Raw genomic sequence first — 26,226 nt, 5'->3', positions numbered from 1 at the left:
ATCTTCGCCTAGATCCTTAGGGTCCGACCAGGAGCAGATCGAGCGCGCCTCGGATCTCGGCCTCCTGGTCGGCGAGCGATCCGACGATGACCTGCATCTCGCCGACCGGAATGCCGGCGGCGAGATGGGTCATCATCACGTAGCGCCGTCCGGAAATCTCGAACACCGGTGTGAGGCGCTGCGCCGGCTCCAGACCGTCTTTCTCCTCGATCAGCGGCACGACGAACCGGGTCTTGAGCCCGGCGAGAATGTCGGCCTGGCAATCGATGACCAGCGCGCCGTTGCGGATCGTGCAGATGTCGAAGCGTGCCATCAGAATTGCCGCACGCCGCCGAGCGGCGATGCGTCGACGAAGCGATTCAACGAGGCGAGCGCCGCCTGATTGCCTTCCAGCCATTTGCGGGCGCGGGTCGCCCGGACCTCCTCGGCGAGCCCGCGCTCGCAGGCTTGCGAAACGTTGACCCCAAGCGCCTTGGCTTCCTCGAGAAGGGAGACGCTCAGCGACACGTTGGTCGGCCGCTTGCGCCCCTGCGGTTCCTGTTTGCTCATGATGAACAAATATCATGCACACCATTCATGCGCAAACAGGTTGAACACACCACCTTCATGATCCCGCGCGAAGGTGGACGAAGGGGCTCCCGCCCCCTATCTGCTCGCGCGATGAAGCGGCAGTTCCGAAAGATGCATGGCCTCGGCAACGACTTCGTCATCTTCGACGCGCGTGACGTGCCGCTGGAGATGGACGTTGCGACGGCGCGCGCCCTTGGCGATCGCCGCACCGGGATCGGCTTCGATCAGCTGATCGTCATGGAGCCCTCGGACACTGCCGATCTCAGGATGCGGATCTGGAACTCGGACGGCAGCGAGGTCGAGGCCTGCGGCAATGCCACGCGCTGCGTCGCCCTGATCGCCGGCGGGCACAGCCGGATCGAGACCATGGCCGGCATCCTCGAGGGGCAAGCCGGCGACGGCGAGGCCGAGATCGACATGGGCGTTCCCCGTTTCGGCTGGGACGAGATCCCGCTCGCTTATCCGCTCGACACCGCCACCCTGCCGATCGGCTGGGAGGGTCTGCGCGATCCGGCAGCGGTCAATGTCGGCAACCCGCACGTCATCTTCTTCGTCGACGATGCCGGGTCCGTCGAGCTCGAACGGCTCGGGCCGATCATCGAGAACGATCCGCTTTTCCCCGATCGGATCAATGTCAACATTGCATCGCTCGAGGACGGCGCGATCCGGTTGCGTGTGTGGGAGCGCGGCGCCGGTCTGACCCGCGCCTGCGGAACCGGCGCCTGCGCGACCGCGGTTGCGGCGATCCGGCGCAAGCTGGTTGCCGACCGGGTCGAGGTCCGGCTGCCGGGGGGCGCGCTGACGATTTCCTGGACGCCCGGCGCCACGATCAGGATGCGCGGGGGCGCGACCCATGTCTTCACCGGCGAGGTCGATTTGTGAGCGGCCCCGAGATCATCACGATGGGCTGCCGCCTCAACGCCGCGGAAAGCGAGGCGATGCGCGCGCTGGCGGCCGGCGAGGACGATCTGATCATCGTCAACAGCTGCGCGGTCACCAACGAAGCGGTGAAGCAGACCCGGCAGGCGATCCGCCGCGCCAAGCGCGCCCGCCCGGATGCGCGGGTGTTCGTCACCGGCTGCGCCGCCCAGGTCGAGCCGGAGACCTTCGTGGCCATGGCCGAGGTTGACCGGGTGCTCGGCAATCGCGAGAAGTTCGAGGCGGGCTCGTTCGTCCCGTCCCGCTCCCGCGACTCCGCGTCCGCCGAAATCCGGGTGTCCAACATCATGGCGGTGCGCGAGACTGCACCGCACCTCGTGTCCGGTTTCGCGGAACGCTCGCGCGCGTTTGTCGAGGTGCAGAATGGCTGTGATCATCGCTGCACCTTCTGCATCATTCCTTACGGTCGCGGGAACAGCCGCTCGGTACCGGCCGGACTCGTTGTCGAGCGGATCAAGGCGCTAGCCGGGGAGGGCATCGAGGAAGTGGTGCTGACCGGAGTCGACGTCACCAGCTACGGCCCCGATCTGCCCGGCGCCCCTTCCCTGGGTTTGCTGATCGAGCGAATCCTGCGCCACGTGCCGGAGCTCAAGCGGCTGCGTCTGTCCTCGCTCGACTGTATCGAGATCGACGCGCGCCTGTTCGACATCGTCACCGGCGAGCCGCGCTTCATGCCGCACCTCCATATGAGCTTCCAGTCCGGCGACGACATGGTGCTGAAGCGGATGAAGCGCCGTCACAGCCGCGCTGCGTCGGTCGAGATCGTCCAGCGACTGAAGGCGGCGCGTCCGGCAATCGCGATCGGCGCCGATCTCATCGCCGGCTTCCCGACGGAGACCGAGGAGATGGCGGAGAACAGCCTCCGTCTGGTCGACGATTGCGACATCGTCATGGGACACATCTTCCCCTATTCGCCAAAGCAGGGCACACCGGCGGCCCGCATGCCGCAAGTGCCGGCAACCGTCGCGCGCGAACGGGCGCGGCGGCTGCGGGCAGCAAGCGGGCGGCGCAAGATGGTTTGGCTCGACGCTCTCGTCGGCACACGCCAGCGCGTGCTGGTCGAGCGACCCGGTGATTTCGGCCATGGCGAGAGTTTCGCGCCGGTGCGGCTGACGCGCGGCTGCGACGTGGGAAAGACGGTGGAGGCAGTGATCACAAGAGTGGAAGGCGAAATGCTGGTCGGAGAGGTTGCTTGAGCGACGCAGGATGGCTCGATCGGCTGCAGTCCGGGTTTCGGAAGACGTCCGAGCGGCTGGGCGACAATCTCGGCGGGCTGTTCGCGCGCGCCGCGCTCGACGAGCAGACGCTGGACGAGATCGAGGAAGCGCTGATCGCCACCGATCTCGGGCCGGCCACTGCCGGCCGGATCCGCGAACGGCTCGCGGGCGAGCGCTTCGAGCGCGGCCTCACTGAGCAGGGCTTGCGCGAAGTGGTTGCCGACGAGATCGAGAAGGTGCTGGCGCCGGTCGCCAAGCCGCTCGAGATCGATGCCTTTCCGCGTCCCCAGGTGATCCTGATCGTGGGCGTCAACGGCTCGGGCAAGACGACGACGATCGCCAAGCTCTCCCACCTGTTCCTGGAGCAGGATTACGGCGTGCTGCTCGCCGCCGGCGACACTTTCCGCGCCGCAGCGATCGGGCAGCTGAGGGTGTGGGCCGATCGGATCGGCGTGCCGATCATCTCCGGTCCCGAGGGCGGCGACAGCTCCGCGATCGTCTTCGACGGCGTCAAGAAGGCGACCGCAGAGGGGATCGACACACTGATCGTCGACACCGCGGGCCGCCTTCAGAACAAGAAGGGTCTGATGGACGAGCTCGCCAAGATCCGGCGCGTGCTGGGCCGGCTCAATCCGGCGGCACCGCACAATGTCGTGCTCGTTCTCGACGCGACCACCGGGCAGAATGCGCTGAACCAGATCGAGGTGTTCAAGGAAGTGGCCGGCGTGTCAGGACTGATCATGACCAAACTCGACGGCACCGCCCGCGGCGGCGTCCTCGTCGCGGCGGCGGAGCAATTCGGGCTGCCGATCCACGCGATCGGCGTCGGCGAAGGGATGAACGATCTGCGTCCGTTCGATCCTCGCGTGATCGCCCGTGCGATTGCGGGACTGGCACGATGACGGGCAGCGAAGGATCGAACGTGCCGGAGCCGATCTCGAAAGCAAGCCGTCCGGAGTCGAGTGCAGGCGTCCGCCTGCTCACCGACCTCGGTCCGCTCGCAGTGTTCTTCATCGTCAATCTGACGCTTGGCATCTTCGCCGCGACCGGCGCCTTCATGATCGCGATCGTGGCGGCGATCGCGGTGTCGCTGTTCCGCTACCGCCACGTCTCGCCCTTGCTGTGGTTCTCGGCGGCGATGGTCCTCGTGCTCGGCGGCGCCACCTTGTGGTTCCACAGCGAGGTGTTCATCAAGATCAAGCCGACCATCTATTATCTGATCGTCGCGTCGCTGCTCGCTTTCGGCCTTGTCACCGGACGCAACCTGCTGAAGATGGTGCTCGGCACCGCCTATCCCGGACTATCCGAACGGGGCTGGCAGTTGCTGTCGCGCAATTGGGCGGTTTTCTTCCTGGTCATGGCGATCGCCAACGAGCTGGTCTGGCGCAATAGCAGCACCACCTTCTGGGCGGGCTTCAAATTGTGGGGGTTCATTCCGGCAACCTTCCTGTTCGCCGCCGCCAACGTGCCGATGCTGGTTCGTCACGGTCTCCAGCTCGGCGACGACAAGGATGATCCTCCGGTCCCACCGACGCAGTGAGACGGGGGGACGAGACAAATGGAAAATGGGGAGACGCGCCTGATGGAGCCGGTAATATCGATCCGCAATCTCTCCAAGAGATATGCCGGCGGGCATGAGGCGCTCAAGAATGTCAGCCTCGACATCAATCGGGGCGAGATCTTTGCCCTGCTGGGCCCCAACGGCGCCGGCAAGACGACCCTGATCAGCATCGTCTGCGGCATCGTCAACGCCAGCGAAGGCAGCATCACCGCCGACGGCCACGACATCGTCCGAGACTATCGCGCCGCCCGCACCAAGATCGGCCTAGTCCCGCAGGAACTGCATACTGATGCCTTCGAACCGGTCTGGTCGACGGTGGCGCTGAGCCGCGGGATGTTCGGCAAGCGTCCCAACCCGGCGCTTATCGAGAAGATCCTCCGCGATCTCTCGCTGTGGGACAAGCGCAAAGCCAAGATCCTGGAGCTTTCGGGCGGCATGAAGCGCCGGGTGATGATCGCCAAGGCGCTGAGCCACGAGCCCGACATCCTGTTCCTCGACGAGCCCACCGCCGGCGTCGACGTCGAACTGCGCCGCGACATGTGGGAATTGGTCCGCCAACTCCGCGAAAGCGGCGTCACCATCATCCTTACCACCCACTATATCGAGGAAGCGGAGGAGATGGCCGACCGCGTCGGCGTCATCTCGAAGGGTGAATTGATCCTGGTCGAAGAGAAGACCGAGCTGATGAAGAAGCTCGGCCGCAAGCGGCTGACCCTCAATCTCAGCGAGCCATTGACCGAGATCCCCGCGAATCTCTCGGATTGGGCGCTCAGCCTCGGCGCCGACGGCTTGGAGCTCTATTATGATTTCGACGCCAACGCCGACCGCACCGGCGTGCCCTCGCTGCTGCGGCGGATGAGCGACCTCGGCATTGCCTTCAAGGATCTGGCGACGCACCAAAGCTCGCTCGAGGACATCTTCGTCAGCCTGACGACCGACCGAGGCGGCGATGGCGGCCGCGCTGCGCACCGGACAAACGGACGCGGCAACGGCGACCGGGAAAACAACGGCACCAGCGGCCGCGCGGGAGAGGCAGAATGAGCGTAGGCGCGTTCAACCGTCACGGTGTCTGGGCGATCTATCGTTTCGAGATGCACCGCTTCCTGCGGACGATCTGGACCGGTCTCGCGACTCCAGTGATCACCACCTCGCTTTATTTCGTCGTGTTCGGATCGGCGATCGGCTCGCGCATGAGCGATATCAACGGCATCGACTATGGCGCATTCATCGTCCCCGGGCTGATGATGCTATCCCTGTTCAACGAGAGCATCTTCAACGCGTCGTTCGGCATCCACATGCCGCGCTTCCTCGGCACCATCTACGAACCCCTGTCGGCGCCGTTGTCGGCCTTCGAGCTCGTGCTTGCCTATGTCGGCGCGGCGGTCACCAAGGCGACTGCGATCTCGCTGGTCATCCTGACGACCGCGAACCTGTTCGTGCCGGTCAGCATCCTCCACCCATTCTGGATGGTCCTGTTCCTGCTGCTGGTGGCGACCACCTTCTGCCTGTTCGGCTTCATCGTCGGCATCTGGGCCAAAGGGTTCGAACAGCTTCAGATCATCCCGATGCTGATCGTCACCCCCCTCACCTTTCTGGGCGGCGCCTTCTATTCGATCGAGGTGCTGCCGGAGCCGTGGCGGACGATCACCCTGTTCAACCCGGTCGTTTATCTGATCAGCGGCTTCCGCTGGACCTTCTACGGCAGTTCCGACGTCGCGATCGGCGTCAGCGTGCTCGCGACCTTCGGCTTCCTGTTGCTGTGCCTCGCCGTGATCTGGTGGATCTTCCGCACGGGGTACCGGCTCAAGGCGTAAGGACGACCGGTCGCAAGATCCTCCTGGGTTACGGAGAGGGAAACCGCCGCCGCAGGCGGTGGAGAGGTTGCTCCGAGCTCGTTGCCGGCCTCTCCACCTCGCTTGGCGCGGCCCCCCTCCCCGTGCCAGGGAGGATTGCCGCGCGCCAGCGTGATCAGCTCTGCTGGTCGGCCCGGGAGATGCCGTTGCCATCGAGATTTTGGGCAACGAATTCCCAGTTGATCAGATTGTTGAGCACCGCATCGACGAACGCCGGGCGCTGATTGCGGTAGTCGATGTAATAAGCATGCTCCCACACATCGACGGTGAGCAGCGGCTTCATGCCCTCGTGCGCAACCGGGCTGTCGCCGTCGTGGAGCGAGGTGATCTTGAGCTTGTCCTGATCGAGCACCAGCCAGGCCCAGCCGCTGGCGAAGTGGCCGACCGCCTCGTCCTTGAGCTGCGACAGCATCGTCTCGGTCGAGCCGAAGCCCTCCTCGATCAGGGCGGCGAGCTTGCCGGTCGGACGCTGGCTCTGCGGCGGCGCAAGACACTGCCAGAAGAAATTGTGGTTCCAGATCTGGCCCGAATTGTTGAACAGGCCCTTGTCGCCGCGTTCGGTGGCGGCACGGATGACTTGGCTTAGGGACGCGCCCTCGAGGCCCTTCTCGCCAAGCCAGCCATTGACCTTGTCGACATAGGCCTTGTGGTGCTTGCCGTGGTGGAATTCGAGCGTCTCGGCGGACATGAAGTCGCCGAGCGCCTCCTTGTCGAAGGGAAGCTCGGGAAGGATGAACGCCATGGATTTCTTCTCCTCCGGACCCCGCGCGCTCCGGCGTCACCGAAGCGCAATCGAGGTCGCACTCTGTGGACCGCGACAACGCGCGTCCAAGAGCTTCGGATGCGGCTGCCGTCCACCCCTCGTCGGGTGGAGCGGGCGCTATGGCTGACGGACCGTGAAGCGGGCAAGCTCCGTCTTCGGCTCCGACCATTTCGGTGCAAGGCTGCTTGCCTGTCGATAGTCCAGATAAGCCGCCTTGATCCGCCCGCCCATCTCGTTGGCGACAGCGCGGCCGTAATAAGCAAGCTCCGGCCGTGTGGTCTGCTTGGCAAGGGCCGTGTCGAACAGGCTCAGCGCCTGCTGCCAGCTATCCTCGCTACGAAGGGCAACCATTCCCTTGTTGAGATAGGCTTCGGCCTGGTCAGGATCCTGCGCGATCGCCGCATCGAAATCGGCATTCGCCTCGCCAAGCCGCCCGAGTCGAAGCTTCAGGATGCCGCGGTTGACGAAGGTCGCGACGCGGTCCGCGTCGGTAAGGCCCTCGCTGCCAAGGGCGGTATCACAGTCGGCGAGGTTGGCAGGAACGGCACGCACGCCGTTTTCGGCACTGAGGTAGCACATGCGGGCCGAACTGCTGCCGAGAACGGTGACGGCGGCCGCAGCAGGCCAGGCGATCGCCGCGGCTGCGGCGGTGAAGAGGATTGTGCGAACGATCATGGTCCAGCTCCTCCTGGACCTTGTGCGAACCCCGCGGATTGCGCCGGATCCGGCGCACAAGGTCATGTTTCCCTTCAAGGGTGTCCGAACCATAGCAGATTTGGAGGGAGCCGTGCAGGGCGCGCTGCAACAAAATTGGGAGCTTCTACGACCGGCGGAGCCGCCGCCCCAAGGGCGCTCCGGGGTCAGCCCGCCAGTTCGTGCCGCTTCATCGCGTGGCGGAGCTGGTCGTAGGTCAAGCTGAGCGCCGTCGCCGCGGCACGTTGGTTCCAGCGGCAGCGCTCCAGTGCCGCGGCGAGGATCGCTTTCTCATATTGAGCGACCGCCAGCCGAAAATCGGCACAGCCATCCGGATCATGGGCCGGCGGCGTATTCGGCGCCGGCAAGACTGCTTGCCTTTCCTCGGGTCCCGGCGAGGACGATCCCGACGCAGCTTGCGCCGCCGTACGTCCGAGCAGCGACCGCTGCGGACGCCACGGCGACTCGAACGGGTCGAACTGGATCGAGTCGACCGGCTGTTCCGGATCTTCCCAGCGATACACGGCGCGCTCGACGACGTTGCGGAGCTCGCGAACGTTCCCCGGCCAGTCATAGGCGAGTAGTCGATCCTGGGCGCGGCTCGAGAAACCAGGAAAGCGCGGCCATTCCAGCTCGAGCGCCATTCGGCGCGCGAAATGGTCGGCAAGGATCGGAATGTCGCTGCTGCGGTGGCGCAACGGCGGCAGGGTGACGACCTCGAACGAGAGACGATCGAGCAGATCGGCGCGGAAACGGTTCTCCTCGGCAAGGCGCGGCAAATCCTCGTTGGTCGCAGCAACGATGCGCACGTCCACCCGCAGCGGCCGCGAGGCACCGATGCGGGTGACTTCGCCATATTCGACGACGCGCAGCAGCCGCTCCTGGGCCGCCTGGCTGAGCGTCGCCAACTCGTCGAGGAACAAGGTGCCGCCGTCTGACTCCTCGAACCGGCCGGGGCGCGCCTTGACCGCACCTGTGAAGGCGCCTGCCTCATGGCCGAACAATTCGGCCTCGATCAGAGTCTCGGGCAAGGCCGCGCAGTTCATCGTGACCAAAGGACCGTCCCAGCGGCTCGAGAGATGGTGCAGGCGCTCGGCAATCAGCTCCTTGCCCGTCCCGCGTTCCCCGATCACCAGCACCGGCCGATCGAGCGGCGCGGCGCGGCTCGCCCGCTCGACCGCATCAAGGAAGGACGAAGATTGGCCGACCAGCTGGGTTGTGCGCTCCATTGCTGAATGTTGGCAAATACTCCCACCTCTTGGCAAGCGGAAACATTGCATCGCTCCGCTCAAAGCTCCCGAGAATGGCGCTTTTCTGCCCTTTTGGGCATTTGGCACGTCCCTTGTAGAGCATCTGGCATAACGCCCCGGGGATGAGGGGCATCGAAGACGCCAGGGAGATTGAAGATGAAGTTGAGCGGACTTGGACAGAGCGTGCTTGCGACCTTTGTCGCGGTGGTTCTGACGGCGACCGCGGTGGGTGCGGCAGTGGAGCCGGCCCGTGCGGTCGAATCGAATCCGGTCAGCCTTGTCGCAGCCAACATTTCGGTTCAGGCTCATGCCTGACCCGATCGCGGACGGCCGGGCGGGGCCTCGCCCCCAGCGCCCCGCCCGATCGTTCGCCGGTGAGACACATAAGGAGTTTCGAATGGGTATTTTCTCGCGGACCCGCGACATCATCGCCGCCAATTTCACCGACTTGCTCGACAAGGCGGAAGATCCAGCGAAGATGATCCGGATGATCATCCTCGAGATGGAGGAGACCCTCGTCGAGGTTCGCGCCTCCGCCGCGCGTACGATCGCCGACCAGAAGGAGATGCGGCGCCAGATCTCCCGGCTCGACAAGCTGCAGGAAAGCTGGGTTGAGAAGGCTGAGCTCGCCTTGTCGAAGGGCCGCGAGGATCTCGCCAAGGCGGCTCTGGTCGAGAAGCAGAAGGCCGGCGATATGGCCGACAGCCTTCGGACGGAAATCGAGGTGCTGGACGATGGGCTGCGTGCAGCTGAGACGGATATCGCCAAGCTCCAGGGCAAGATCCGCGAGGCCCGCACCCGCCAGAATGCGATCCAGAGCCGGCTCGAGAGCGCCGAGAACAGGGTCCGCCTGCGGGAAATGTATGCCGGATCGAAGGTGGACGACGCTTTCTCGCGCTTCGATGTGCTCGAACGCCGGGCCGACATGGCCGAAGGCCGCGCCGACGCCCTCGCACTCGGCGCTCCGCCCAAGACGCTCGAAGAGGAAATCGCCGAGTTGCGCAATTCCGAGAAAGTCGATGCCGAGCTCGAAGCTCTGAAGGCCCGCCTCGGCGGCAAGCCGCAGGAGGGCTGAGCCATGGAAGACATCCTCATCCCTCTTACGGTCGTGCCGATCCTGTTCATCGGCCTGCCCTGGCTTATCTTCCACTACATCACCCGCTGGAAGACTCAGGCGACGCTCACCCGTGAGGACGAGCAATTGCTCGACGAACTGCACGAGATGGCGCGCCGCCTCGACGATCGCATGTGCTCGATCGAGCGGATCATGTCGGCGGAAAATCCGAACTGGCGTGCCGTCAGCTGCGATCCGATCGCCGAGGCGCTCGAAACGCGTAGTGCATCGCTTTCGGGATCGGGCCTTTCCGGACTCTCGGATCCGGGACTGGGCGACGGCCGCAGCGTCAGCAACCAGCCGAGGAGGCTCGGCCAATGACCCCGCGTCACACCAAATTCTATCTCGACAAACAGAACAAGAAATGGATGGGCGTCTGCGCCGGCATCGCCGACTATACCGGGATCGACGTGACCCTCGTCAGGATCGGTATGGTGATCCTGACCCTGCTCGGTTCCGGCATGACCGTCCTCGCCTATCTCGCGGCGGCATGGCTCGCGCCGAACAAGCCGCACGAGCTCAAATACGAGACTCCGGAGCAGGCCAAGTTCTGGCAGGGCGTCCGCGCCTCTCCGGCTCGCACCGTGCGCGACGTCCGCTCGCGGTTCCGCGAGCTCGACCGACGGCTTGCCGACGTCGAGACCTATGTCACCAGCTCGCACGGGCGCCTCGCTCGAGAAATCGAGCAACTGCGCTGAACCGCGTCAGGGATAGAGAAAAGGGGGAACGAGGATGGACGAGAAGCTCGCCATTTTCCTGATCATCACCATCGCAATCGGCGCTGCCGTCATCCTCGTGCCAACCATGGCCTTGATCCGCGCCCGCTACCGCGTGGCCGGCCATCAGACCGAAGGCACGGTAACGATGCTGATGGACCAGAACGAGCTGCTCAAGCAGCAGGTCGCCCGCCTCGAGAGCCGGCTGATGGTGCTCGAGCGGATCGCCACCGATCCCGCCGAGCGCACCGCCCGCGAGATCGAGCAGCTTCGCCAGGCCTGAGCGCCGGCTAAACAGGGGAAATCCAATGGGGTCAGAGAAAATCGCGATCATCAGCCAGCTCTTTCCGATGATCGCGATCATCGTCAGCGTGGCGATCGGGGGATGGGTGTTCACCACCTGGCTGCGCATAAAGAACGGCTATCCGCTCGATGGCGCGTGGGGCCAGGCGGTCTATCCCAAGAACAGCAACGAAGCGATCGAGCGGATCAAGCTGCTCAGCAGCGAGAATGCCCAGCTCCGCGCTGAGCTCGGTTCGATCAAGGATCGGCTCGCCACGGTGGAACGCATCGTCACCGACGACAGCCATCGCCTCACCCACGAAATCGAAGCCCTGCGGATACCGCGAAACTGAGGGAGCCTTTGCCATGTCCAGCTCCATGCTGATCTTCTTCATCATCGTTGTCGGAATTCCGGTGATCGCCGGCGTTATCGGCGACGTCTACAAGCGCCACATCAAGTTTAAGGAACGCGAGCTCGAACTGCTCGGCGCTCGGACCGCGGAAAGCGCCGCCCAATATGCCGCGCACAGCGAGCGGCTGGAACAGCGGGTCCGCGTGCTCGAACGGATCGTCACGGACAAGGGGCTCAGCGTCTCGGATGAGATCGAGAAGCTCCGCGACCGTCCATTGAACTGACCGGATCGGGAGGCGAAAGCATGCCCGTGCTCATGACGATCGCTCTGCTCGTGGTCGGCGTCACGGGAGTGTGCGTAGCCGCGCTGCTGGCCGGCATTCATAAGCGGCAGAACCGCTTCAATCAGACGCAGCTCGACGCAGTCGGCAGGGAAACTGCGGAGAAGGCGGCGCACTATGCAACGCATGTCGAGCGGCTGGAGCACAGAGTGCGGATCCTCGAAGGGATCGCCGCGGATCGCGGCATCGCCGTTTCCGACGAGATCGAGACGGTGAGCAAGGCCTTGCTGAACTGAGCGACGGCAACGGACATCCGCCCGGGCGACGGCAGCGCACATGGATGCACGTGCCGATCCGAGGCACCAGGGAGTGAATGATGAATCAGTACAGCATGGTCGTCCTGATCGTTCTGATCGTGATGGTCGCCACCGTGATGAAGGCGCGTTACCGGCACGGCGGCAATATGATGCCGCGCGGCGACGATCCCGAGACCTTGCGGATGAAGGAGGAGATGAGGATGCTCCGCGACCGCGTCGCGGTGCTCGAGCGGATCGCAACCGACCGCGAGAACAGCCTCGCCCGACAGATCGACGAGCTGAGGGATCGGTGATGATGGCCGATCCCATTCTCCCCCTCGCCTTCGCCGCGGCGTTCCTTGGCGGAGCCGGGCTGACCAGCCTCGCCTTGCTGCGCGGGTGGCGCGGATGGCTGGAGCTGAAGCGCCTTGAACTATCCGGTCCGGCTTCGCCGTCCGGCGGCCGCATCGAACTCGCGTCGCTGCGCGAACGGGTCCGCCGGCTGGAGGCGATCGCCGAAGGCTGATCCTGATCGCGCAGCTTTCGAGGACGCTTCTCGGGCCGCCTTCGCTCTGGTAGCGCGGCGGCCATGACCTCTCTCGACGACATCCATGCCGACTACGAGCTTCTCGAACCGGACGACCGCTACCGATTGCTGATCGATCTCGGGCGCGATTTGGAGCCGATGCCCGATCCCCTCAAGACCGACGCCACGCTCGTTCGCGGCTGCTCGGCCTCCGTGTGGCTGTATCCCGTGCCGCGTGAAGACGGCACGTTGCATTTCCTGGCCGACAGCAATGCCGCGATCACCAAGGGGATCGTCGCCCTGGTGCTGCTCGCCGTCCAGGACAGGACGCCGAAGCAGATCATCGATACCGACATCGATGCAGCACTCGCTCCGTTCGATCTCAAGGCACAGCTCAGCTCCAATCGCACCCAGGGAATACCCAACATGATCGCGCTGGTTCGTGAAACCGCGGAGCGCCTCACCGCGTGACCGACGTCGCCGACCTCGCGCGCATGCAGGGCTTCGACCCGAAGCTGTTCACCGACTTCGCCGGACGTGTCGGCCATGGCGGATCGCTCGGCATCACCTATGTCGATCATGGCGAGGATTGGGTCGAGCTCGGGCTCGAATATGCCGAGAAACTGATCGGAGTCACGGAGACCGGGGTGATCGCTTCCGGGCCGATCATCAGCCTCATGGACATGGCAACGAGCATGGCGATCTGGGTGAGGCTCGGCCGCTTCCGCCACCAGGCGACGCTCGACCTGCGCGTCGACTATCTCCGCCCAGCCGTGCCCGGTCGGCGGATCATCGGTCGCGGCGAATGCTATCGGGTAACGAACAGCGTCGCCTTCGTTCGCGGCGTCGCCCATGACGGCGATTCGGCCGATCCGGTGGCACACGTCACCGGCACCTTCATGTTCACGAAGTAGAATCCGCCGGCGAGCACGCTTGCCTCGCCTGCATTCTCTCCCCGGCGCATCAGGGCGATCCGTCGCACCGCGCGTGCCATCGTCACGTTCCGAAACGAACCTCCTGCCAATCGGCAACAAGCGGAGGAAGCCGCGTGCACGGCAGCGCGAGGATCCCGCGACGGATAACTTGCCATAACATGATAACTTGTTATACATGATAGATGGAGGATCTGAGATGAAATCATTCACGAAAGCTATCCGCATCTTGCTTCCCCTCTCCATGTTCATCGGCTCGGCAGCACAGGCGGCCCCTGCTCTTTGGGTAGTCAGCGACACCGATTCGACCGTTTATCTGTTCGGGACTCAACATGCCCTACCCGCCGGCATGAACTGGCGAACATCGCGCCTCGATGCAGCGATGCGCGCCTCGGCGACTCTTTGGCTAGAAGCAGAGTCAAATAGCGGCGGCGCCGGCGCGATCGTGCAGCAACGCGGCCTTGATCCGGCCAATCCGCTCGAAACAAAGCTTTCGCCAGCACAGAAGACGAAGCTGGATGCGGTGCTGGTTCATTATGGAGTGCCTGCAGCCAAGTTCGCGCCGATGCGTCCTTGGCTCGCCGCAATGACCCTAGCGCAGCTGCCGTTGACGAAGGCGGGCCTCGACGCAAAGAACGGCGCCGATCTGACGCTCAAAGCCCTCGCCGAGGAGCAAAGCAAACCGATCGAAGGGTTCGAGACGATGGCGCAGCAGGTCGGCTACCTCGCAGATCTGCCCGAAGCCGATCAGATCGCCTTTCTGGAAGACGTGATCAATCGCGCCGCGCGCGGCGTTCAATTGCCCACAATGATTGCAGCCGCCTGGCAGGCAGGCGACATTGCGGCGCTTGAGACGATCGTCAACGTGGAGCTGAAGCAACGGTCCCCACGCCTCTATACCCGGCTCGTCTCCGAGAGGAACGTGCGCTACGCGGCTCGCATCCAGCAGCTTCTCGCCGGGAACAAAGATCAGTTCGTTGCCGTCGGCGTCGGCCACCTAGTCGGCACCGAAAGCATTCAGGTCGCTCTCGCGCGGAAGGGCCTGAAGGTCCGCCGGATTGAGTAAGGAGCGGGCGCCAGCGCCTAACTTCCTTCGCTCTGCAATTTGTCCTGCGTCCGGGTGTCGAAATCGGCGGCATCGTGGCGCTCGTGGAGCTGGCTTGCGGGATCGCCCACGACGCGATTGACCATGCGACCGCGCTTGACCGCGGGACGATCAGCGATCTCGGCCGCCCAGCGCTGCACGTTGGCATAATCCTGGACCGACAGGAACGTGCCTGCGTCGTCGTAGATCTCGCCTTTGGCGAGGACGCCGTACCAAGGCCAGATCGCCATGTCCGCAATCGTATAATCCGCGCCTGCAATGAAGGCGTTGGCGGCAAGCCGGCGGTCGAGCACGTCGAGCTGGCGCTTGGCCTCCATCGCGTAGCGGTTGATCGCATATTCGATCTTCACGGGAGCATAAGCGTAGAAGTGCCCGAACCCGCCGCCGAGAAACGGCGCGCTGCCCATCTGCCAGAACAGCCAGGAAAGGCATTCCGCGCGGGCCGGCCCGGATGCCGGCAGGAATGCGCCGAATTTCTCCGCGAGATAGGTAAGGATCGCGCCGGATTCGAAGACGCGGACAGGCTCCGGACCGCTGCGATCCAGCAAGGCGGGAATCTTGGAATTGGGGTTCACGTCGACGAAGCCGCTGCCGAACTGATCGCCGTCCTGGATGCGGATCAGCCAGGCGTCATATTCGGCGCCGGCATGTCCCGCCGCGAGCAGTTCCTCCAGCATGATCGTGACCTTGACCCCGTTCGGCGTGCCCAGCGAGTAGAGCTGCAGCGGATGCTTGCCGACGGGAAGCGCCTTGTCGTGGGTGGGCCCGGCGATCGGCCGGTTGATGTTGGCGAAGCGCCCTCCGCTCTCCGTATCCCAGGTCCAGACTGTGGGGGGCGTGTAATCGGCTGTGTCGGTCATGCCGAGGGAGATTGGAAGCGCAGGATCGTTACGCAAGGCCAAGGATCGACCGAGTCGCAAATTCTCGCGCGTCTCTCCCGTCTGGCGCGGACGTCAGGCGGTGCGGCGCTCGTCGGCCTTGCGGAGCACCTCGTAGGCTGCCTGGATCGCCTGGAAGCGGGCTGCGGCTTCGCTGTCGCCAGGGGTCACGTCCGGATGGTTCAACTTGGCCAAACGCCGGTAGGCGGCCTTGATGTCGTCGAAGCTGGCGTCGACCTCGACTTCGAGCATGTCGAGCGCACGCATCTCCTCGCGGCTGCGGGTGCCGTCGCCGGGACCGCTCCAGGCATAATGGCTCGATTGCTTGAAGCCGTCGTTGCCGCGGCGCTCCTCAGCCTCGCGACGGGCGGCGTCCTCGGCGGAAAGGCCCTGAAAATAGTTCCAGTTCTTGTTGTACTCGCCGGCGTGGGCCTCGCAAAAATACCAGCGCTCCGGACTGTTCGGTGATTTTGGTGCCGGCCGGTCGCCTGGCGCATCGCAGCCCTCGCGATCGCACAGACGCACCTGCTGCGCCGCCCGTTCTGAGCCGTAGCTCCGCCAGCGCGGGAAACCCCAGTCGTTCGATCGTGTCTGCCGAGCCATATCTTCTCGCTACCACGGTCCCCCACCGCAGGGGACAAAAATGCCAGAGGGCCTATAAGCCGGGTTCTGTCCAGCGGTTCCCCGCCTGTGCGACCATTCCTCTAGGAGGCGGATCGCTCCGCCCCTCAAGCAACCAACCCGGACGGCATTGGACGAAACGAGCCCATGGGGTCGCCCCCGCGCCATCCCTATTCGGTCTTGCTCCCGGTGGGGTTTACCGTGCCGGCCGTCGTTGCCGGGGCCGCGGTGCGCTCTTACCGCACCCTTTCACTGTCACGTCGCCGAAGCGGTCGCGACCTGCTTTCTGTTGCACTGTCCCTGGGGTCGCCCCCGCCGGGCGTTACCCGGCACCGTCGTTTCGTGGAGCCCGGACTTTCCTCGCTCCGGCCAAGCCGGACCGCGGCCGCCCGGCCCTCTGACAGGGGCTATCTAGTCATCCCCGCGCGGCTTGGGAAGGAGCAGCGCGAGCAGAAGTGCACGGCATTCGCCGTCGATCTCGCCGTCGATCAACTCCGGACGGAAGCGGCGCTGGAACGCGACCACGGCGGCAAGAGAATCCGAAACGTCATAACCGAACCGCTCGAGCGCAAGCAGAAAGCCACCGTCGGTCCAATTGGGATCCATCAGATTCTTGGTGGGTCGCGGCAGCGCCAGCCGCAATTTCGCGAGGCGCGCCCAAGGAAAGAGCTCGCCCGGGTCCTGCTTGCGCCTCGGCGCCACGTCGGAGTGGCCGACGACATTGCCGCGGGTGATCTTGTGCCGGTCCATGATGTCGGCGACCAATGGGATCAGCGCCTCGATCTGCGGTTCCGGAAAGGGGCGATATCCCCAATCGTGCCCGGGATTGACGATCTCGATGCCGATCGAGGCCGAATTGATGTCGGTGACGCCGCGCCAGAAGGAATTGCCCGCGTGCCAGGCCCGCTTCTGCTCGTCGACCATCCTCAGCACCTGGCCGTCCTCGGACACCAGGTAATGGCAGGAGACCTTCGCCGCCGGGTCGCGCAGCCGTGCGATCGCCGAAGCAGCGTCCTGCATCCCCGTATAATGGAGGACGAGAATGGAAATCGGCAATTCCCGCTCGTCGAAATTGGGCGAGAGGCAGTCGATGATTTCGCTCATCACTGCTTCCGGCCCGATTACGGCCGCTTCGTCAAGACCTTGATCGATCCTGAAGGATCAGGAGGCAGCCCGATAGGCCGGAAGCGCATCGGGCCGACGGATATAAAGCCCGCGGCAATCGGGATCGGAAACGAAGGCAGGCGTCTGCCCGATCACCGTCTCCCCGGCCCCGAGCATCAGCACGGCGTCGGGCGCGGCGGCCTCGGCCAGCCGGGCGAACACGATCCGGCGCACCTGATCGGAGAAATAGAGAAGCACGTTGCGGCACAGGATGACGTCGAAGCGGGCGGGCGACGGCGCCGGGTTCATCAGGCTGTGAACCTCGAACCGTACCGCGCGGCGCAGTTCCGGAAGGATCCGCCAATTGGCGCCGGGACTTTCCTCGAACCAGCGGATCATCTGGGTGACTGGAAGGCCACGCTGAACTTCGAATTGCGAATAGAGCCCGCTCCGCGCCTGATCGACCGCCGTTCGGGACACGTCGGTGGCGAGGATGTCGATCGTCCAGCCGACCCACCGCGCCTTGCGCTCGGCGAACCACATTGCGATCGAGTAGGCCTCCTGCCCCGTCGAGCAACCGGCCGACCAGATCGAGATACGCCGCTCTCGCGTCCGCGCCTGCTCCAGACGCGCCATGGCCGGGCCGAGCAGCAGCTCGAAGCTGTTGCGATCCCGATAGAAACTGGTTTCGTTGTTGAGCAGCGCATCGATCACCGCGTCGGCGAGCGCCGGATCGCCGCCCGCCGCAACCGCATGAACGAGGCGATCGAGCGAGCCGAGCCCTCGGGCGCGGACGAGCGACTGGAGCACCGTCTCGATCCGCCATTGGCGGCTCATCGCCAATTGCTGCCCGGTGCGCTGTTCGAGCATGCTGCTCAACACACGCGTGGAGGCTGCGCTTACTTCCACGTGCCACCTTCGATCCGGTTGGTGATCCTGCGAGCGAGATCGGAAGGCGGCAGCACCGCCGAAGCGAGGCCCGCCTCGGCAACCGCCCGCGGCATGCCCCACACCGCCGAGGTCGCCCGATCCTGGGCGAAAATGGTGCCGGAGCGCTCGACCAGCTTGCGCGCGCCTTCAAGGCCGTCGCGGCCCATGCCGCTCAGCACAACCCCGAGTGCGCCGCGCCCGAACATCTCGCCGGCGGCGGCGAACATGACATCGACCGATGGCACGCAGCCGCTCGGCATCGGGGTTCGATCCAGCCGCACCACGACCCGGCCCCCTTGCTGCTCCAGCGCGAGGTGCGCGTGACCGGGAGCCAGCACGACTTCTTCAGCCTGGAGCGCAAGCCCCTCTTCGGCGACGCGGGTGGTGCGACCGCATGCGCTTTCGATCTGCCGCGCGAAGAACGGCATGAACACCGGCGGGAGATGCTGCGTGACGAGGATCGGAGCGCCGATCATCGCCGGCAGGGCCTTCAGGATGCCGGTGACCGCGTGGAGACCGCCGGTCGACGCCCCGAGTGCGAGGCAGGCCAGCCGCCCGTCCGATGCCGGCCGCAAGCGGACACTGGCGACAGGGTGACCGGGACGCACTGCCGGCCCGATCCGGCGCAGGCGCTCGGCGAGCTCTTCCGAGAAGCGGCCTGCAAAGCGGCCGGTGCCGGGCTTCGGGAGGGTGTCGGCGGCGCCGAGCGCCAGCGCCCTCACGGCTGCCTCGGCACCTTCGTCGCAGGCCGAGGAAACCACCAGGACCCGGGCGCCCTGCCCCCGCTCGAGGATCTCGGGCAATGCATCGAGACCGGTGCGGCCGGGCATCTCGACATCGAGCAGGACGATGTCGATAGCGATCGTGGCGAGAGCGTCGAGGGCCTCATGGGCGGTCCCGGCGAGGTGCACGACCTCAAAATCGCGATATACCCCCAGCATCCGCGCCAGTACCGAGCGCGCAACTGGGGAATCGTCGACGATCATCAGGCGTATCGGCGGCGACCGGTCCACATCTCCGATCGGTGGATTGGGCGCCGCGGGTGCGGCGCTGCTCATGCGACGCCGACGATCTGCAGCTTGCTTTCAAGCGTCTCGCGATCGAAAGGCTTCATCACGTATTCGTCCGCGCCGGCGTCGATCGCCGCGCGGATATGGGCCGCATCATTCTCGGTCGTGCAGAACACGACCTTGGGCTGCGATTCGAAGCTGCGCTGCCGCAGCGTGCGCAGGAATTCCATCCCGCCCATCACCGGCATGTTCCAGTCGAGCAGGACGACGTCCGGCATATGCTCCTCGCAGCGGGTCAGCGCCTCGCGGCCGTCGCCAGCTTCCTGGACCGAGAAATTCAACGTTTCGAGGATGTGACGGGCGACCTTTCGGATCACCTTCGAATCATCCACGACCAGGCAGCTCTTCATGACCAAAACTCGCTATTCGGAAGGCGCGGCCATCTTAGACCGCAAAGTGTAAGCACGGGATTAAAGCGGCTCATGCGGCCTCTGCCAGCGGACCGGCAATCAGCGCGTGAACATCGGCAAGCAGGAAGAGCGTTCCTTCGACGGGCACATAGCCGGTCGCGACACGTGTCCATCCGGCAGACAGCGACGCCGGGACCGGTGCGATCTCGCCGCTCGCCTCGACCACGTCTTCGACCCGGTCAACGAGCAAGGCATAAGGATGACCATCCGCCACCACGACCATCGCATCGCGCGGTCCTTCGATCCTGAGACCCGGCTGAAGCGAGGCCATGCAATCGATCACGGTCAGCACCCGGCTGCGCAGTGCGGTCAGGCCTGCGACGTGCCCGCCGGCGCGCGGCACTGGGGTCAGCCCCTCGATCTCGACGACCGATTCGACTTCGGAAGCGCGCACGGCGACCTGCTCGCCGGCGAGACTGACCAGGAGGAGCAATTCGGCCATGTCAGGCTTCCTTCCGGGCGGCACGCGGAGTGCTCGTCGCGCTGCCCAGCGCGCCGAGCAGGGCGGCGCGATCATAACGGTGGATGCTGTCGTCCTTGGCGCCGCGCGGCTCCGGATTGGCGCGCAGCTTGAGGACACGCGCCGCGCCGACGTCGGGCTCGACCTCGCTTTCGTCTACGATGACGAGATCGGCCGTCGCGGCCTCGCCCACCCGGGCGACACGATAGCCGGCGCTCTCGATGAGCGGCCTCAGGAACGTGTCCATCCAGGCATCATCCTGCGGCAGCAGGCAGAGGGGCCGGTCCGCGTGCGGGGCGGCCGCGCCGTGGCGGCTGAAGATCCAGAAGAGATCGAGAAGCTCGACCTGCTCGCCGTCGACCAGGGCGACGCCCTGCACCTCGCCGGGCTGCTGGCACGGCACCGGCGCGCCATCGAGCGACACCGTATCCATCACCTCCGCAACCGCATAAGCGATCTCCTCGACGCCGTCCGTGAGGCGAAGGACGTGAACCTTGTCGCGATCCGGGATGGTGTCGCAGCCGGCCAGCGGCAGGATCTGCTCGCCAAGCGTGATATGGAGGCGCCCGCCGCTGGCCCGGATCGTCGAGGCGGCGACCTCTTCGATGCGGTGCACTGCCGGCAGGCTGACCGCGCGTTTGGCACCCGAGAAGCTGGTGAACAGCAGGATCGGACGCCGCTCGCTTTCGCCCGCGCCACTGCCGGCAACATTCTCCACCTCGATCCGGTCGAGCGAGACTCCCGAGCGCGTGGCGAGTCCGGCCGGGTCGAGCAGCAAAACGGGTTTCCCGTCCCCGTCGAGCGTCGTTCCCGCGTAAAGGCCGGTTGCCATCACCGCCGGTGACGCCGGCTTGACCACCAGTTCCTCATGATCATGGACCTGATCGACGGCCAGCGCATAGGCGCCGCCGCCCGTGGTCTTGAGCAGAACGAGCAATTCGTCGCCCGCTTCGCTGCGCCGCTCGGTGCCGAGCACATCGGAGAGCGCGATGACGGCAAAGCGGTGGCCGCGCAGGGTGACGACACCGGCACCGGCAAGAGATTCGACGCGAACGCCCGCGGCACGGATACGAACGATCTCGTCGATCGCGCTTCGGGGAATGGCAAAGCTCTGTCCGCCGGCCTCGACGATGAGACCCGGAATGATGGTAAGGGTCAGCGGCACCCGCAGCGTGAACCGCACGCCATGGCCGAGGGTCGAATCGACATCGACCAGGCCGCCGATCCGCTCCACATTGGCGCGAACGACGTCCATCCCGACGCCGCGCCCCGAAATCGACGTGACCGCCTTCGCAGTCGAGAGACCTGCTTCGAAGACGAGGGCGAGCTTGCGCTCGTGCGGCATGCGACCGGCCTGATCGAGCGTGATGATGCCATGGCCGAGCGCCTTGGCGACCAGGGCCTCGGCATCGATGCCGCGGCCGTCGTCGGCAATCTCGATGAGGATCTGATTCCCGGCCTGGCGGGCACTGACCCGGAGTAGCCCGGCTTCGCTCTTGCCGGCGCGGCGTCGTTCGCCCGGCGCTTCGATGCCGTGATCGACCGCATTGCGGATGATGTGGGTCAGCGGATCACGGATCATCTCGATCATCTCGCGATCGAGTTCGACATCCCCGCCGTCTATCTCCAGCACCACCTTTTTGCCGGTCACCGAGCCGAGATCTCGAACCATCCGCGGCAACGGCGCGAACAGGGTCTCGACTCGCTGCATGCGTGTCCGGGTTATCGCCTCACGCACCTCGGCAATCGAGGCGGACACGCGTTCGAACGCTTCCTCGGTCTCGACCTCCATCGCGCAATCGCGCAGCCGTCGGGCAAGCTCGTTGCGCGCCAGAACGAGATCAGAGACGCCGTTCATCATACGATCGAGCAGATCCACCGACAGGCGAATGCTTCGTGCCGGCGCCCGCGGCTGCCCCCCGGTACCCGGTGCAGCGGCGACGACTTCCTCGTCGACCATCTCAGAAAGCGCGGCGATGAGCGTCGCGTCATCGTCGTCGGGCGGAGCCGTCCCGCCTTCCATCGCCTCGACCAGCTCACCGATCCGGTCGAGGATGCCGAGCACGGCGTTGACGAGGCGCGCATCGGCGGACCGCTTGCCCGAGCGGACCTCGGCGAGGGCATCTTCCGCGGCATGGCTGAGGCCGTTCAGCCGCGGCAGGTCAAAGAAGCCGCAATTGCCTTTGACGGTGTGGACGAAGCGGAAGATGGCGTCGAGGCGCGCACGATCCTGCGGCTCGGCTTCCCAGGCAACGACTTCGCCGCCCAGGGCCCCCAGCATTTCTCGTGTCTCTGCGATGAAATCGCCGATGAGATCGTCCATGGCCCCTGCCGCTTGCTTGCAGGGCCGCTATGGAGCGGGAGAAGTAAAGAAGCCGTTTACTGTGCCTGTTCAGCGACCGGGTTTTTCACGGCGCGGTGCCGCTGCGACAGCGCCGAAGCTGTCAGGCGGCGGATGGCACTGCGGCACCGATCAGCAATACGTTGGGCTCCTGATCCGCAACCTGGATTTCTCCGGTCGCCTCCACGACCAGCGAGTGGACCAGCCACGCAGCGGCGGCGCGCGGCGCGATCGCCTGCTCGTCGGTTTCACCCAACAGCGCGCGCTTGAGCTCGGGATCCAGAACGATCCGCGGCCCCTCGGCACGGACGACGATGTCGAGCCCCGCGGGATGACGCTCGGCACCCACGTCGAGCCGGCCGCCGCGAACCAGTGCGTCGCCTGCGATGAGGACGAGGTTGAGCAGGATCTTCAGCGCCGATTTGGACATGGTCGGCTCGTCCACCATCCAACCGAGTTGCACCCGCCCCTCGCCGCCGAACAGGCCTTCGATTGCCACCCGCGCCTCGCGCGTGTCGACTTCGTCGCCGAACCCTCCGGCTGCACCGAATGCCAGACGGAAGAATTTCAGCTTGTTTGCCGAGGCGCGGGCGCTCTCGCCGAGCAGATCGAGGCAGCGGGCGCGCATTTCGGGATCATGCTCGTCGGCAAGCAATTCGATACCGTTGTTGAGCGCCCCCACCGGGGACAGCAGATCATGACAGAGGCGCGAACAAAGAAGGCTCGCAAATTCGTGAGATTTCATGTTGGTATCGTGCCCCAGTCCCTGGCTTCCACTGCCTATTGGCCCTCCGCGCGTCTCCTTGCAAGGCCATGACGCCACCAGCGCACTGCCGGAACTGCCGTTGGGCGATCCGAAGGCGCGATTTCGATCGTGTCTCGATCGACAGGATTGGCGATGCTTATTCGGATGGTGCCGCTAAAAACGACGCTGGTGCAGCGCGAATGCCGCTCCCTCTTGAAATCGCGCTGCACCGCACCACATCAGGCCCCTATGACCCGGGGGGGAAACTCGATCACCGCCACGCTCGCCGCAGATGCCCATGGGTGGCGTCTGGACCGAGCGCTTGCGGCTGCGGTGCCGACCCTGTCGCGTGAGCGGCTGAAGGCGCTGATCAGCAGCGGGCAGGTGATCGGGCCGGCGGGAGATCTGGTTCGCGATCCGGCCTCCAAGGCGGTGGCGGGCGGCGCCTACGAGGTTACAATTCCCGTACCCGAACCGGCGCACAACGAACCGCAGGCCATCGCCCTCGACCTGGTTTACGAGGACGATCATCTGCTCGTCGTGGACAAGCCGGCGGGAATGGTCGTCCATCCCGCCGCAGGGAATTACGACGGGACCTTGGTCAACGCTTTGCTCCACCATTGTGCCGGGCGCCTGTCCGGGATCGGCGGGGTGGCACGACCGGGGATCGTCCACCGCATCGACAAGGACACGTCCGGGCTGCTGGTGGTCGCCAAGACCGATGTCGCCCATGAAGGGCTGGCGGCGCAGTTCGCGAGACACAGCATCGACCGCCGTTACCAGGCGATCGTCGCCGGCGTTCCGAACCCGTCGTCCGGCAAGGTCGATGCGCCGCTCGCCCGCTCGTCGGCCAACCGCCAGAAGATGGCGATCGTCGGGGGTGATCGCGGCAAGCGGGCCGTGACTCACTATGCCATGGTGCGGTCGTTGCGGGAGGCCGCGCTGGTCGAATGCCGACTCGAAACCGGGCGAACGCATCAGGTTCGGGTCCACATGACCTCGCTCGGCCACCCGTTGATCGGCGATCCGGTTTATGGGCGGACCCGTCCGGCCCATCGTGAGTTATTGAAAACACTGACTTTCGAGCGACAGGCTCTGCACGCGGCGGAGCTCGGGTTTATCCACCCGGTCTCTCGTGAAAACTTGTCGTTCAAAAGCGCCATTCCGTCCGATATGCAGGAACTGTTAAGCGGGCTCTCGGTATGAGCCCCCAGCGGACCGGCGCAGAGCAGAACAGCGTAGCTGGTAGGGAGTTAAGAAATATGGCTAGCGGAAGAAACGTTGCGACCATCCCCGCAATGGGCGGCGAGGCGGGCCTCAACCGCTACCTCTCCGAGATCAAGAAATTTCCGATCCTCGCCCCCGAGGAGGAATATATGCTGGCGAAGCGCTGGACGGAGCATCAGGACACTGAGGCTGCCGCCAAGCTCGTCAACTCGCACCTTCGCCTCGTCGCCAAGATCGCCATGGGCTATCGCGGCTACGGCCTGCCCACTGCCGAGCTGATCTCGGAGGGCAATATCGGCCTGATGCAGGGCGTGAAGAAGTTCGAGCCTGAAAGGGGCTTCCGCCTCGCGACCTATGCGATGTGGTGGATCCGCGCCTCGATCCAGGAATATATCCTGCGCTCGTGGAGCCTGGTTAAAATGGGCACCACCGCTGCCCAGAAGAAATTGTTCTTCAACCTGCGGCGGATGAAGAATCAGATCGAAGCGTTCGAAGACGGCGACCTCAAGCCCGAGGACGTCACCAAGATCGCCACCGATCTCGGCGTCTCCGAAGAGGACGTGGTGTCGATGAACCGTCGCATGGCGATGGGCGGCGACACGTCGCTCAACGTCTCGCTCCGCGAGGAAGGCGAAGGCCAGTGGCAGGATTGGCTGGTCGACACCGATCCGCTGCAGGACGAACGCGTCGCCGAAGCGCAGGAATCGAAGGTACGGCACGAGCTGCTGCTCGAGGCGATGCAGGCGCTCAACGACCGTGAGAAGCACATCCTTACCGAGCGCCGCCTGACCGATGAGCCGAAGACGCTCGAGGAGCTCAGCCAGGTCTATGACGTCAGCCGCGAGCGCATCCGGCAGATCGAAGTCCGGGCGTTCGAGAAGCTCCAGAAGGCGCTGATGAACCTGGCCGGCGAACGCCGCCTGCTGACCGCCGGCTGATCCAAGGCAAAGATGCCCCTTCCTGCGCCGCAGGGAGGGGCATTTTCGTGTCTGCTAGACGGAAATGGCCCGCGCTGCCTCCCGCCCCACGTCACGTCCTCGTTCCGGGGGCCGTCGCTCCCCGTCCCGCCGCGGCTGGCTCGGCCGCATTCTCGGCTGGATCATCAAGGCAGTCTTCCTCTTCCTGCTGGTCAGCGTCCTGTGGGTGCTGCTCTACCGCTTCGTGAATCCGCCAATCACCGTCACGATGATCGGCGACATGGTGTCCGGACGATCGGCGACCAGCGACTGGATGGGGATCGACGAGATCGATCGCGACATGGTTCGTGCGGTGGTCGCGGCCGAAGACAGCAAATTCTGCACCCATTCGGGCTTCGATCAGGACGCGATCGCTGCGGCGATGCGCCGCAATGCACGCGGCGGCAAGATCATCCGGGGCGGCTCGACGATCAGCCAGCAGACCGCCAAGAATGCCTTCCTCTGGCAGGGCGGCGGCTACTTCCGCAAAGGCCTGGAGGCCTATTACACCCTGCTGATTGAGAATTTGTGGGGCAAGCGGCGGATCATGGAGGTCTATCTCAACGTCGCCGAAACCGGCATCGGCACCTATGGTGTCAATGCCGGTGCCGAGCGCTACTTCAATCATGATGCCTCGACGATGAGCCGAGTCGAAGCCGCCCGCATCGCCGCCATCCTGCCTCTGCCCAAGAAACGGGGCGCCACCGCTCCCAAGGGCTTCACCCGCCGATACGGCAATTCGATCACCGGACGAATCGGCGTCGTCGCCCGTGAGGGGCTGGATGCCTGCGTCTATGAGGGCAGGACGGCACCGTCGAACCGCGAGGCGGCCGAGCCGACCGCACCGAAGAAGAAGGCGAGGACCACTCCGAAACCGCTACCTGCGCGCGCCCCGACGGAACTCCCCGGCGAGGAATATGAGCAGCCGCAGGCGGATGCGGCGCCGGTGATCGAAGAAGAGGGGCCGGCGCCCCCCGCCGAGAGCAACGAGATCTAGGCCGAACGCCCTCCCCTCGCCGTCATCCCGGCAAGGC

At 65.1% G+C, this 26,226-nt stretch carries 35 protein-coding genes, 1 other RNA gene and 1 pseudogene; 22 read left to right on the top strand and 15 right to left on the bottom strand.

Going from position 1 to position 26,226, the window contains the following annotated elements:
* Positions 1–16: 16 nt before the first annotated feature.
* Both C7I55_RS12515 and C7I55_RS12510 read right to left on the bottom strand, forming a co-directional pair.
* Positions 17–313, bottom strand: coding sequence for a CcdB family protein (locus C7I55_RS12515; RefSeq protein WP_106513330.1), 297 nt, complete (start codon positions 311–313; stop codon positions 17–19).
* Positions 313–549: a type II toxin-antitoxin system CcdA family antitoxin gene (locus tag C7I55_RS12510; RefSeq protein WP_106513329.1), complete on the bottom strand. Its 237-nt coding sequence runs from the start codon at positions 547–549 to the stop codon at positions 313–315. The genes C7I55_RS12515 and C7I55_RS12510 overlap by 1 nt, the downstream gene beginning before the upstream one ends.
* Before the next feature lie 111 nt (positions 550–660).
* On the opposite strand from C7I55_RS12510, the gene dapF reads away from it, so the two are divergent.
* From dapF to C7I55_RS12480, 6 genes are read left to right on the top strand one after another with little or no spacing between them, the layout of a single operon-like run.
* Positions 661–1,452, top strand: coding sequence for a diaminopimelate epimerase (gene dapF, locus C7I55_RS12505; protein ID WP_106513328.1), 792 nt, complete (start codon positions 661–663; stop codon positions 1,450–1,452).
* Complete coding sequence (mtaB, locus tag C7I55_RS12500) at positions 1,449–2,705, top strand: tRNA (N(6)-L-threonylcarbamoyladenosine(37)-C(2))-methylthiotransferase MtaB (protein WP_106513327.1); 1,257 nt, start codon at positions 1,449–1,451, stop codon at positions 2,703–2,705. Before dapF ends, mtaB begins: the two co-directional genes overlap by 4 nt.
* Positions 2,702–3,628 carry a signal recognition particle-docking protein FtsY gene (ftsY, locus tag C7I55_RS12495; protein ID WP_106513326.1) on the top strand — a complete coding sequence of 309 codons (927 nt, stop codon included), beginning with the start codon at positions 2,702–2,704 and terminating at the stop codon, positions 3,626–3,628. The genes mtaB and ftsY overlap by 4 nt, the downstream gene beginning before the upstream one ends.
* The gene (locus C7I55_RS12490) at positions 3,625–4,266 is read left to right on the top strand and encodes an inner membrane-spanning protein YciB (protein ID WP_106513325.1); all 642 of its coding nucleotides are present in this window, start codon (positions 3,625–3,627) and stop codon (positions 4,264–4,266) included. The genes ftsY and C7I55_RS12490 overlap by 4 nt, the downstream gene beginning before the upstream one ends.
* A 42-nt stretch (positions 4,267–4,308) precedes the next feature.
* Entirely contained in the window at positions 4,309–5,328 is a 1,020-nt protein-coding gene (locus C7I55_RS12485) for an ABC transporter ATP-binding protein (RefSeq protein WP_106513859.1), read from the top strand.
* A complete protein-coding gene (locus tag C7I55_RS12480) occupies positions 5,325–6,101 on the top strand; it encodes an ABC transporter permease (RefSeq protein WP_106513324.1) in 777 nt (258 codons plus the stop codon). The genes C7I55_RS12485 and C7I55_RS12480 overlap by 4 nt, the downstream gene beginning before the upstream one ends.
* 154 nt (positions 6,102–6,255) lie before the next feature.
* On the opposite strand, the gene C7I55_RS12475 is transcribed toward C7I55_RS12480, so the two are convergent.
* The 3 genes from C7I55_RS12475 to pspF form a co-directional block, all read right to left on the bottom strand.
* Positions 6,256–6,882: a superoxide dismutase gene (locus C7I55_RS12475; RefSeq protein WP_106513323.1), complete on the bottom strand. Its 627-nt coding sequence runs from the start codon at positions 6,880–6,882 to the stop codon at positions 6,256–6,258.
* A gap of 138 nt (positions 6,883–7,020) precedes the next feature.
* Entirely contained in the window at positions 7,021–7,578 is a 558-nt protein-coding gene (locus C7I55_RS12470; protein ID WP_106513322.1) for a tetratricopeptide repeat protein, read from the bottom strand.
* A gap of 185 nt (positions 7,579–7,763) precedes the next feature.
* Positions 7,764–8,825, bottom strand: coding sequence for a phage shock protein operon transcriptional activator (pspF, locus tag C7I55_RS12465; protein ID WP_106513321.1), 1,062 nt, complete (start codon positions 8,823–8,825; stop codon positions 7,764–7,766).
* Positions 8,826–9,002: 177 nt separating this feature from the next.
* On the opposite strand from pspF, the gene C7I55_RS28135 reads away from it, so the two are divergent.
* The 13 genes from C7I55_RS28135 (at position 9,003) to C7I55_RS12405 (ending at position 14,411) form a co-directional block, all read left to right on the top strand.
* On the top strand, positions 9,003–9,161 hold the full coding sequence (locus tag C7I55_RS28135; protein ID WP_158266404.1) for a hypothetical protein: 159 nt from the start codon (positions 9,003–9,005) through the stop codon (positions 9,159–9,161).
* Between the two features lie 82 nt (positions 9,162–9,243).
* A complete protein-coding gene (pspA, locus tag C7I55_RS12460; protein WP_106513320.1) occupies positions 9,244–9,921 on the top strand; it encodes a phage shock protein PspA in 678 nt (225 codons plus the stop codon).
* A gap of 3 nt (positions 9,922–9,924) precedes the next feature.
* Positions 9,925–10,281 carry an envelope stress response membrane protein PspB gene (pspB, locus tag C7I55_RS12455; RefSeq protein ID WP_106513319.1) on the top strand — a complete coding sequence of 119 codons (357 nt, stop codon included), beginning with the start codon at positions 9,925–9,927 and terminating at the stop codon, positions 10,279–10,281.
* Positions 10,278–10,658: an envelope stress response membrane protein PspC gene (pspC, locus tag C7I55_RS12450; protein ID WP_106513318.1), complete on the top strand. Its 381-nt coding sequence runs from the start codon at positions 10,278–10,280 to the stop codon at positions 10,656–10,658. Before pspB ends, pspC begins: the two co-directional genes overlap by 4 nt.
* Positions 10,659–10,692: 34 nt before the next feature.
* Positions 10,693–10,959: a hypothetical protein gene (locus C7I55_RS12445; protein WP_106513317.1), complete on the top strand. Its 267-nt coding sequence runs from the start codon at positions 10,693–10,695 to the stop codon at positions 10,957–10,959.
* Positions 10,960–10,984: 25 nt separating this feature from the next.
* Entirely contained in the window at positions 10,985–11,311 is a 327-nt protein-coding gene (locus tag C7I55_RS12440; RefSeq protein WP_106513316.1) for a hypothetical protein, read from the top strand.
* Between the two features lie 13 nt (positions 11,312–11,324).
* The gene (locus C7I55_RS12435) at positions 11,325–11,594 is read left to right on the top strand and encodes a hypothetical protein (protein WP_199192813.1); all 270 of its coding nucleotides are present in this window, start codon (positions 11,325–11,327) and stop codon (positions 11,592–11,594) included.
* A 20-nt stretch (positions 11,595–11,614) separates the two neighbouring features.
* A complete protein-coding gene (locus C7I55_RS12430; RefSeq protein ID WP_106513315.1) occupies positions 11,615–11,887 on the top strand; it encodes a hypothetical protein in 273 nt (90 codons plus the stop codon).
* 80 nt (positions 11,888–11,967) lie between these two features.
* On the top strand, positions 11,968–12,201 hold the full coding sequence (locus C7I55_RS12425; RefSeq protein WP_106513314.1) for a hypothetical protein: 234 nt from the start codon (positions 11,968–11,970) through the stop codon (positions 12,199–12,201).
* Positions 12,202–12,203: 2 nt separating this feature from the next.
* On the top strand, positions 12,204–12,413 hold the full coding sequence (locus C7I55_RS12420; protein WP_106513313.1) for a hypothetical protein: 210 nt from the start codon (positions 12,204–12,206) through the stop codon (positions 12,411–12,413).
* Positions 12,414–12,476: 63 nt separating this feature from the next.
* Positions 12,477–12,884, top strand: coding sequence for a SufE family protein (locus tag C7I55_RS12415; RefSeq protein WP_106513312.1), 408 nt, complete (start codon positions 12,477–12,479; stop codon positions 12,882–12,884).
* A 23-nt stretch (positions 12,885–12,907) separates the two neighbouring features.
* Complete coding sequence (locus C7I55_RS12410; protein ID WP_106513857.1) at positions 12,908–13,327, top strand: PaaI family thioesterase; 420 nt, start codon at positions 12,908–12,910, stop codon at positions 13,325–13,327.
* A gap of 217 nt (positions 13,328–13,544) precedes the next feature.
* Positions 13,545–14,411: a TraB/GumN family protein gene (locus C7I55_RS12405; RefSeq protein WP_158266403.1), complete on the top strand. Its 867-nt coding sequence runs from the start codon at positions 13,545–13,547 to the stop codon at positions 14,409–14,411.
* Between the two features lie 17 nt (positions 14,412–14,428).
* Here C7I55_RS12405 and yghU read toward each other — a convergent pair whose 3' ends face one another.
* The 10 genes from yghU to C7I55_RS12355 form a co-directional block, all read right to left on the bottom strand.
* Positions 14,429–15,310 (bottom strand): glutathione-dependent disulfide-bond oxidoreductase, encoded by an 882-nt coding sequence (yghU, locus tag C7I55_RS12400; protein WP_106513310.1) that lies wholly within the window; start codon positions 15,308–15,310, stop codon positions 14,429–14,431.
* Between the two features lie 93 nt (positions 15,311–15,403).
* Entirely contained in the window at positions 15,404–15,931 is a 528-nt protein-coding gene (locus tag C7I55_RS12395; protein ID WP_106513309.1) for a J domain-containing protein, read from the bottom strand.
* Positions 15,932–15,970: 39 nt separating this feature from the next.
* Positions 15,971–16,350, bottom strand: an RNA gene (gene rnpB / locus C7I55_RS12390) — RNase P RNA component class A.
* 10 nt (positions 16,351–16,360) lie between these two features.
* Positions 16,361–17,053 carry an N-acetylmuramoyl-L-alanine amidase gene (locus tag C7I55_RS12385; RefSeq protein ID WP_106513308.1) on the bottom strand — a complete coding sequence of 231 codons (693 nt, stop codon included), beginning with the start codon at positions 17,051–17,053 and terminating at the stop codon, positions 16,361–16,363.
* A gap of 57 nt (positions 17,054–17,110) precedes the next feature.
* Positions 17,111–17,923, bottom strand: coding sequence for a CheR family methyltransferase (locus C7I55_RS12380; RefSeq protein WP_106513307.1), 813 nt, complete (start codon positions 17,921–17,923; stop codon positions 17,111–17,113).
* Positions 17,924–17,952: 29 nt separating this feature from the next.
* Positions 17,953–19,041 carry a chemotaxis-specific protein-glutamate methyltransferase CheB gene (cheB, locus tag C7I55_RS12375; RefSeq protein WP_233222190.1) on the bottom strand — a complete coding sequence of 363 codons (1,089 nt, stop codon included), beginning with the start codon at positions 19,039–19,041 and terminating at the stop codon, positions 17,953–17,955.
* Positions 19,038–19,403, bottom strand: a complete 366-nt coding sequence (locus C7I55_RS12370) for a response regulator (RefSeq protein ID WP_106513306.1) — start codon at positions 19,401–19,403, stop codon at positions 19,038–19,040. The genes cheB and C7I55_RS12370 overlap by 4 nt, the downstream gene beginning before the upstream one ends.
* A gap of 70 nt (positions 19,404–19,473) precedes the next feature.
* A complete protein-coding gene (locus tag C7I55_RS12365) occupies positions 19,474–19,905 on the bottom strand; it encodes a chemotaxis protein CheW (protein WP_106513305.1) in 432 nt (143 codons plus the stop codon).
* A 1-nt stretch (position 19,906) separates the two neighbouring features.
* Positions 19,907–22,246 carry a chemotaxis protein CheA gene (locus C7I55_RS12360; protein WP_106513304.1) on the bottom strand — a complete coding sequence of 780 codons (2,340 nt, stop codon included), beginning with the start codon at positions 22,244–22,246 and terminating at the stop codon, positions 19,907–19,909.
* Positions 22,247–22,367: 121 nt separating this feature from the next.
* Complete coding sequence (locus C7I55_RS12355) at positions 22,368–23,009, bottom strand: histidine phosphotransferase family protein (RefSeq protein WP_106513303.1); 642 nt, start codon at positions 23,007–23,009, stop codon at positions 22,368–22,370.
* Positions 23,010–23,258: 249 nt separating this feature from the next.
* On the opposite strand from C7I55_RS12355, the gene C7I55_RS12350 reads away from it, so the two are divergent.
* The 3 genes and pseudogenes from C7I55_RS12350 to mtgA all read left to right on the top strand — a co-directional run.
* Positions 23,259–24,215 carry an RluA family pseudouridine synthase gene (locus tag C7I55_RS12350; protein ID WP_106513302.1) on the top strand — a complete coding sequence of 319 codons (957 nt, stop codon included), beginning with the start codon at positions 23,259–23,261 and terminating at the stop codon, positions 24,213–24,215.
* A 56-nt stretch (positions 24,216–24,271) separates the two neighbouring features.
* Positions 24,272–25,174 (top strand): RNA polymerase sigma factor RpoH, encoded by a 903-nt coding sequence (gene rpoH, locus C7I55_RS12345; protein ID WP_106513301.1) that lies wholly within the window; start codon positions 24,272–24,274, stop codon positions 25,172–25,174.
* Between the two features lie 64 nt (positions 25,175–25,238).
* Positions 25,239–25,985: pseudogene (mtgA, locus tag C7I55_RS12340) on the top strand (monofunctional biosynthetic peptidoglycan transglycosylase); the annotation flags it as partial.
* Positions 25,986–26,226 lie beyond the last annotated feature (241 nt).

The sequence above is a fragment of the Allosphingosinicella deserti genome, from assembly GCF_003012735.1.
GTDB classification, from domain to species: Bacteria; Pseudomonadota; Alphaproteobacteria; order Sphingomonadales; family Sphingomonadaceae; genus Allosphingosinicella; species Allosphingosinicella deserti.
Note: the sequence above shows the minus strand (reverse complement) of the source record. Positions and strands in the feature narration are given on the sequence as shown.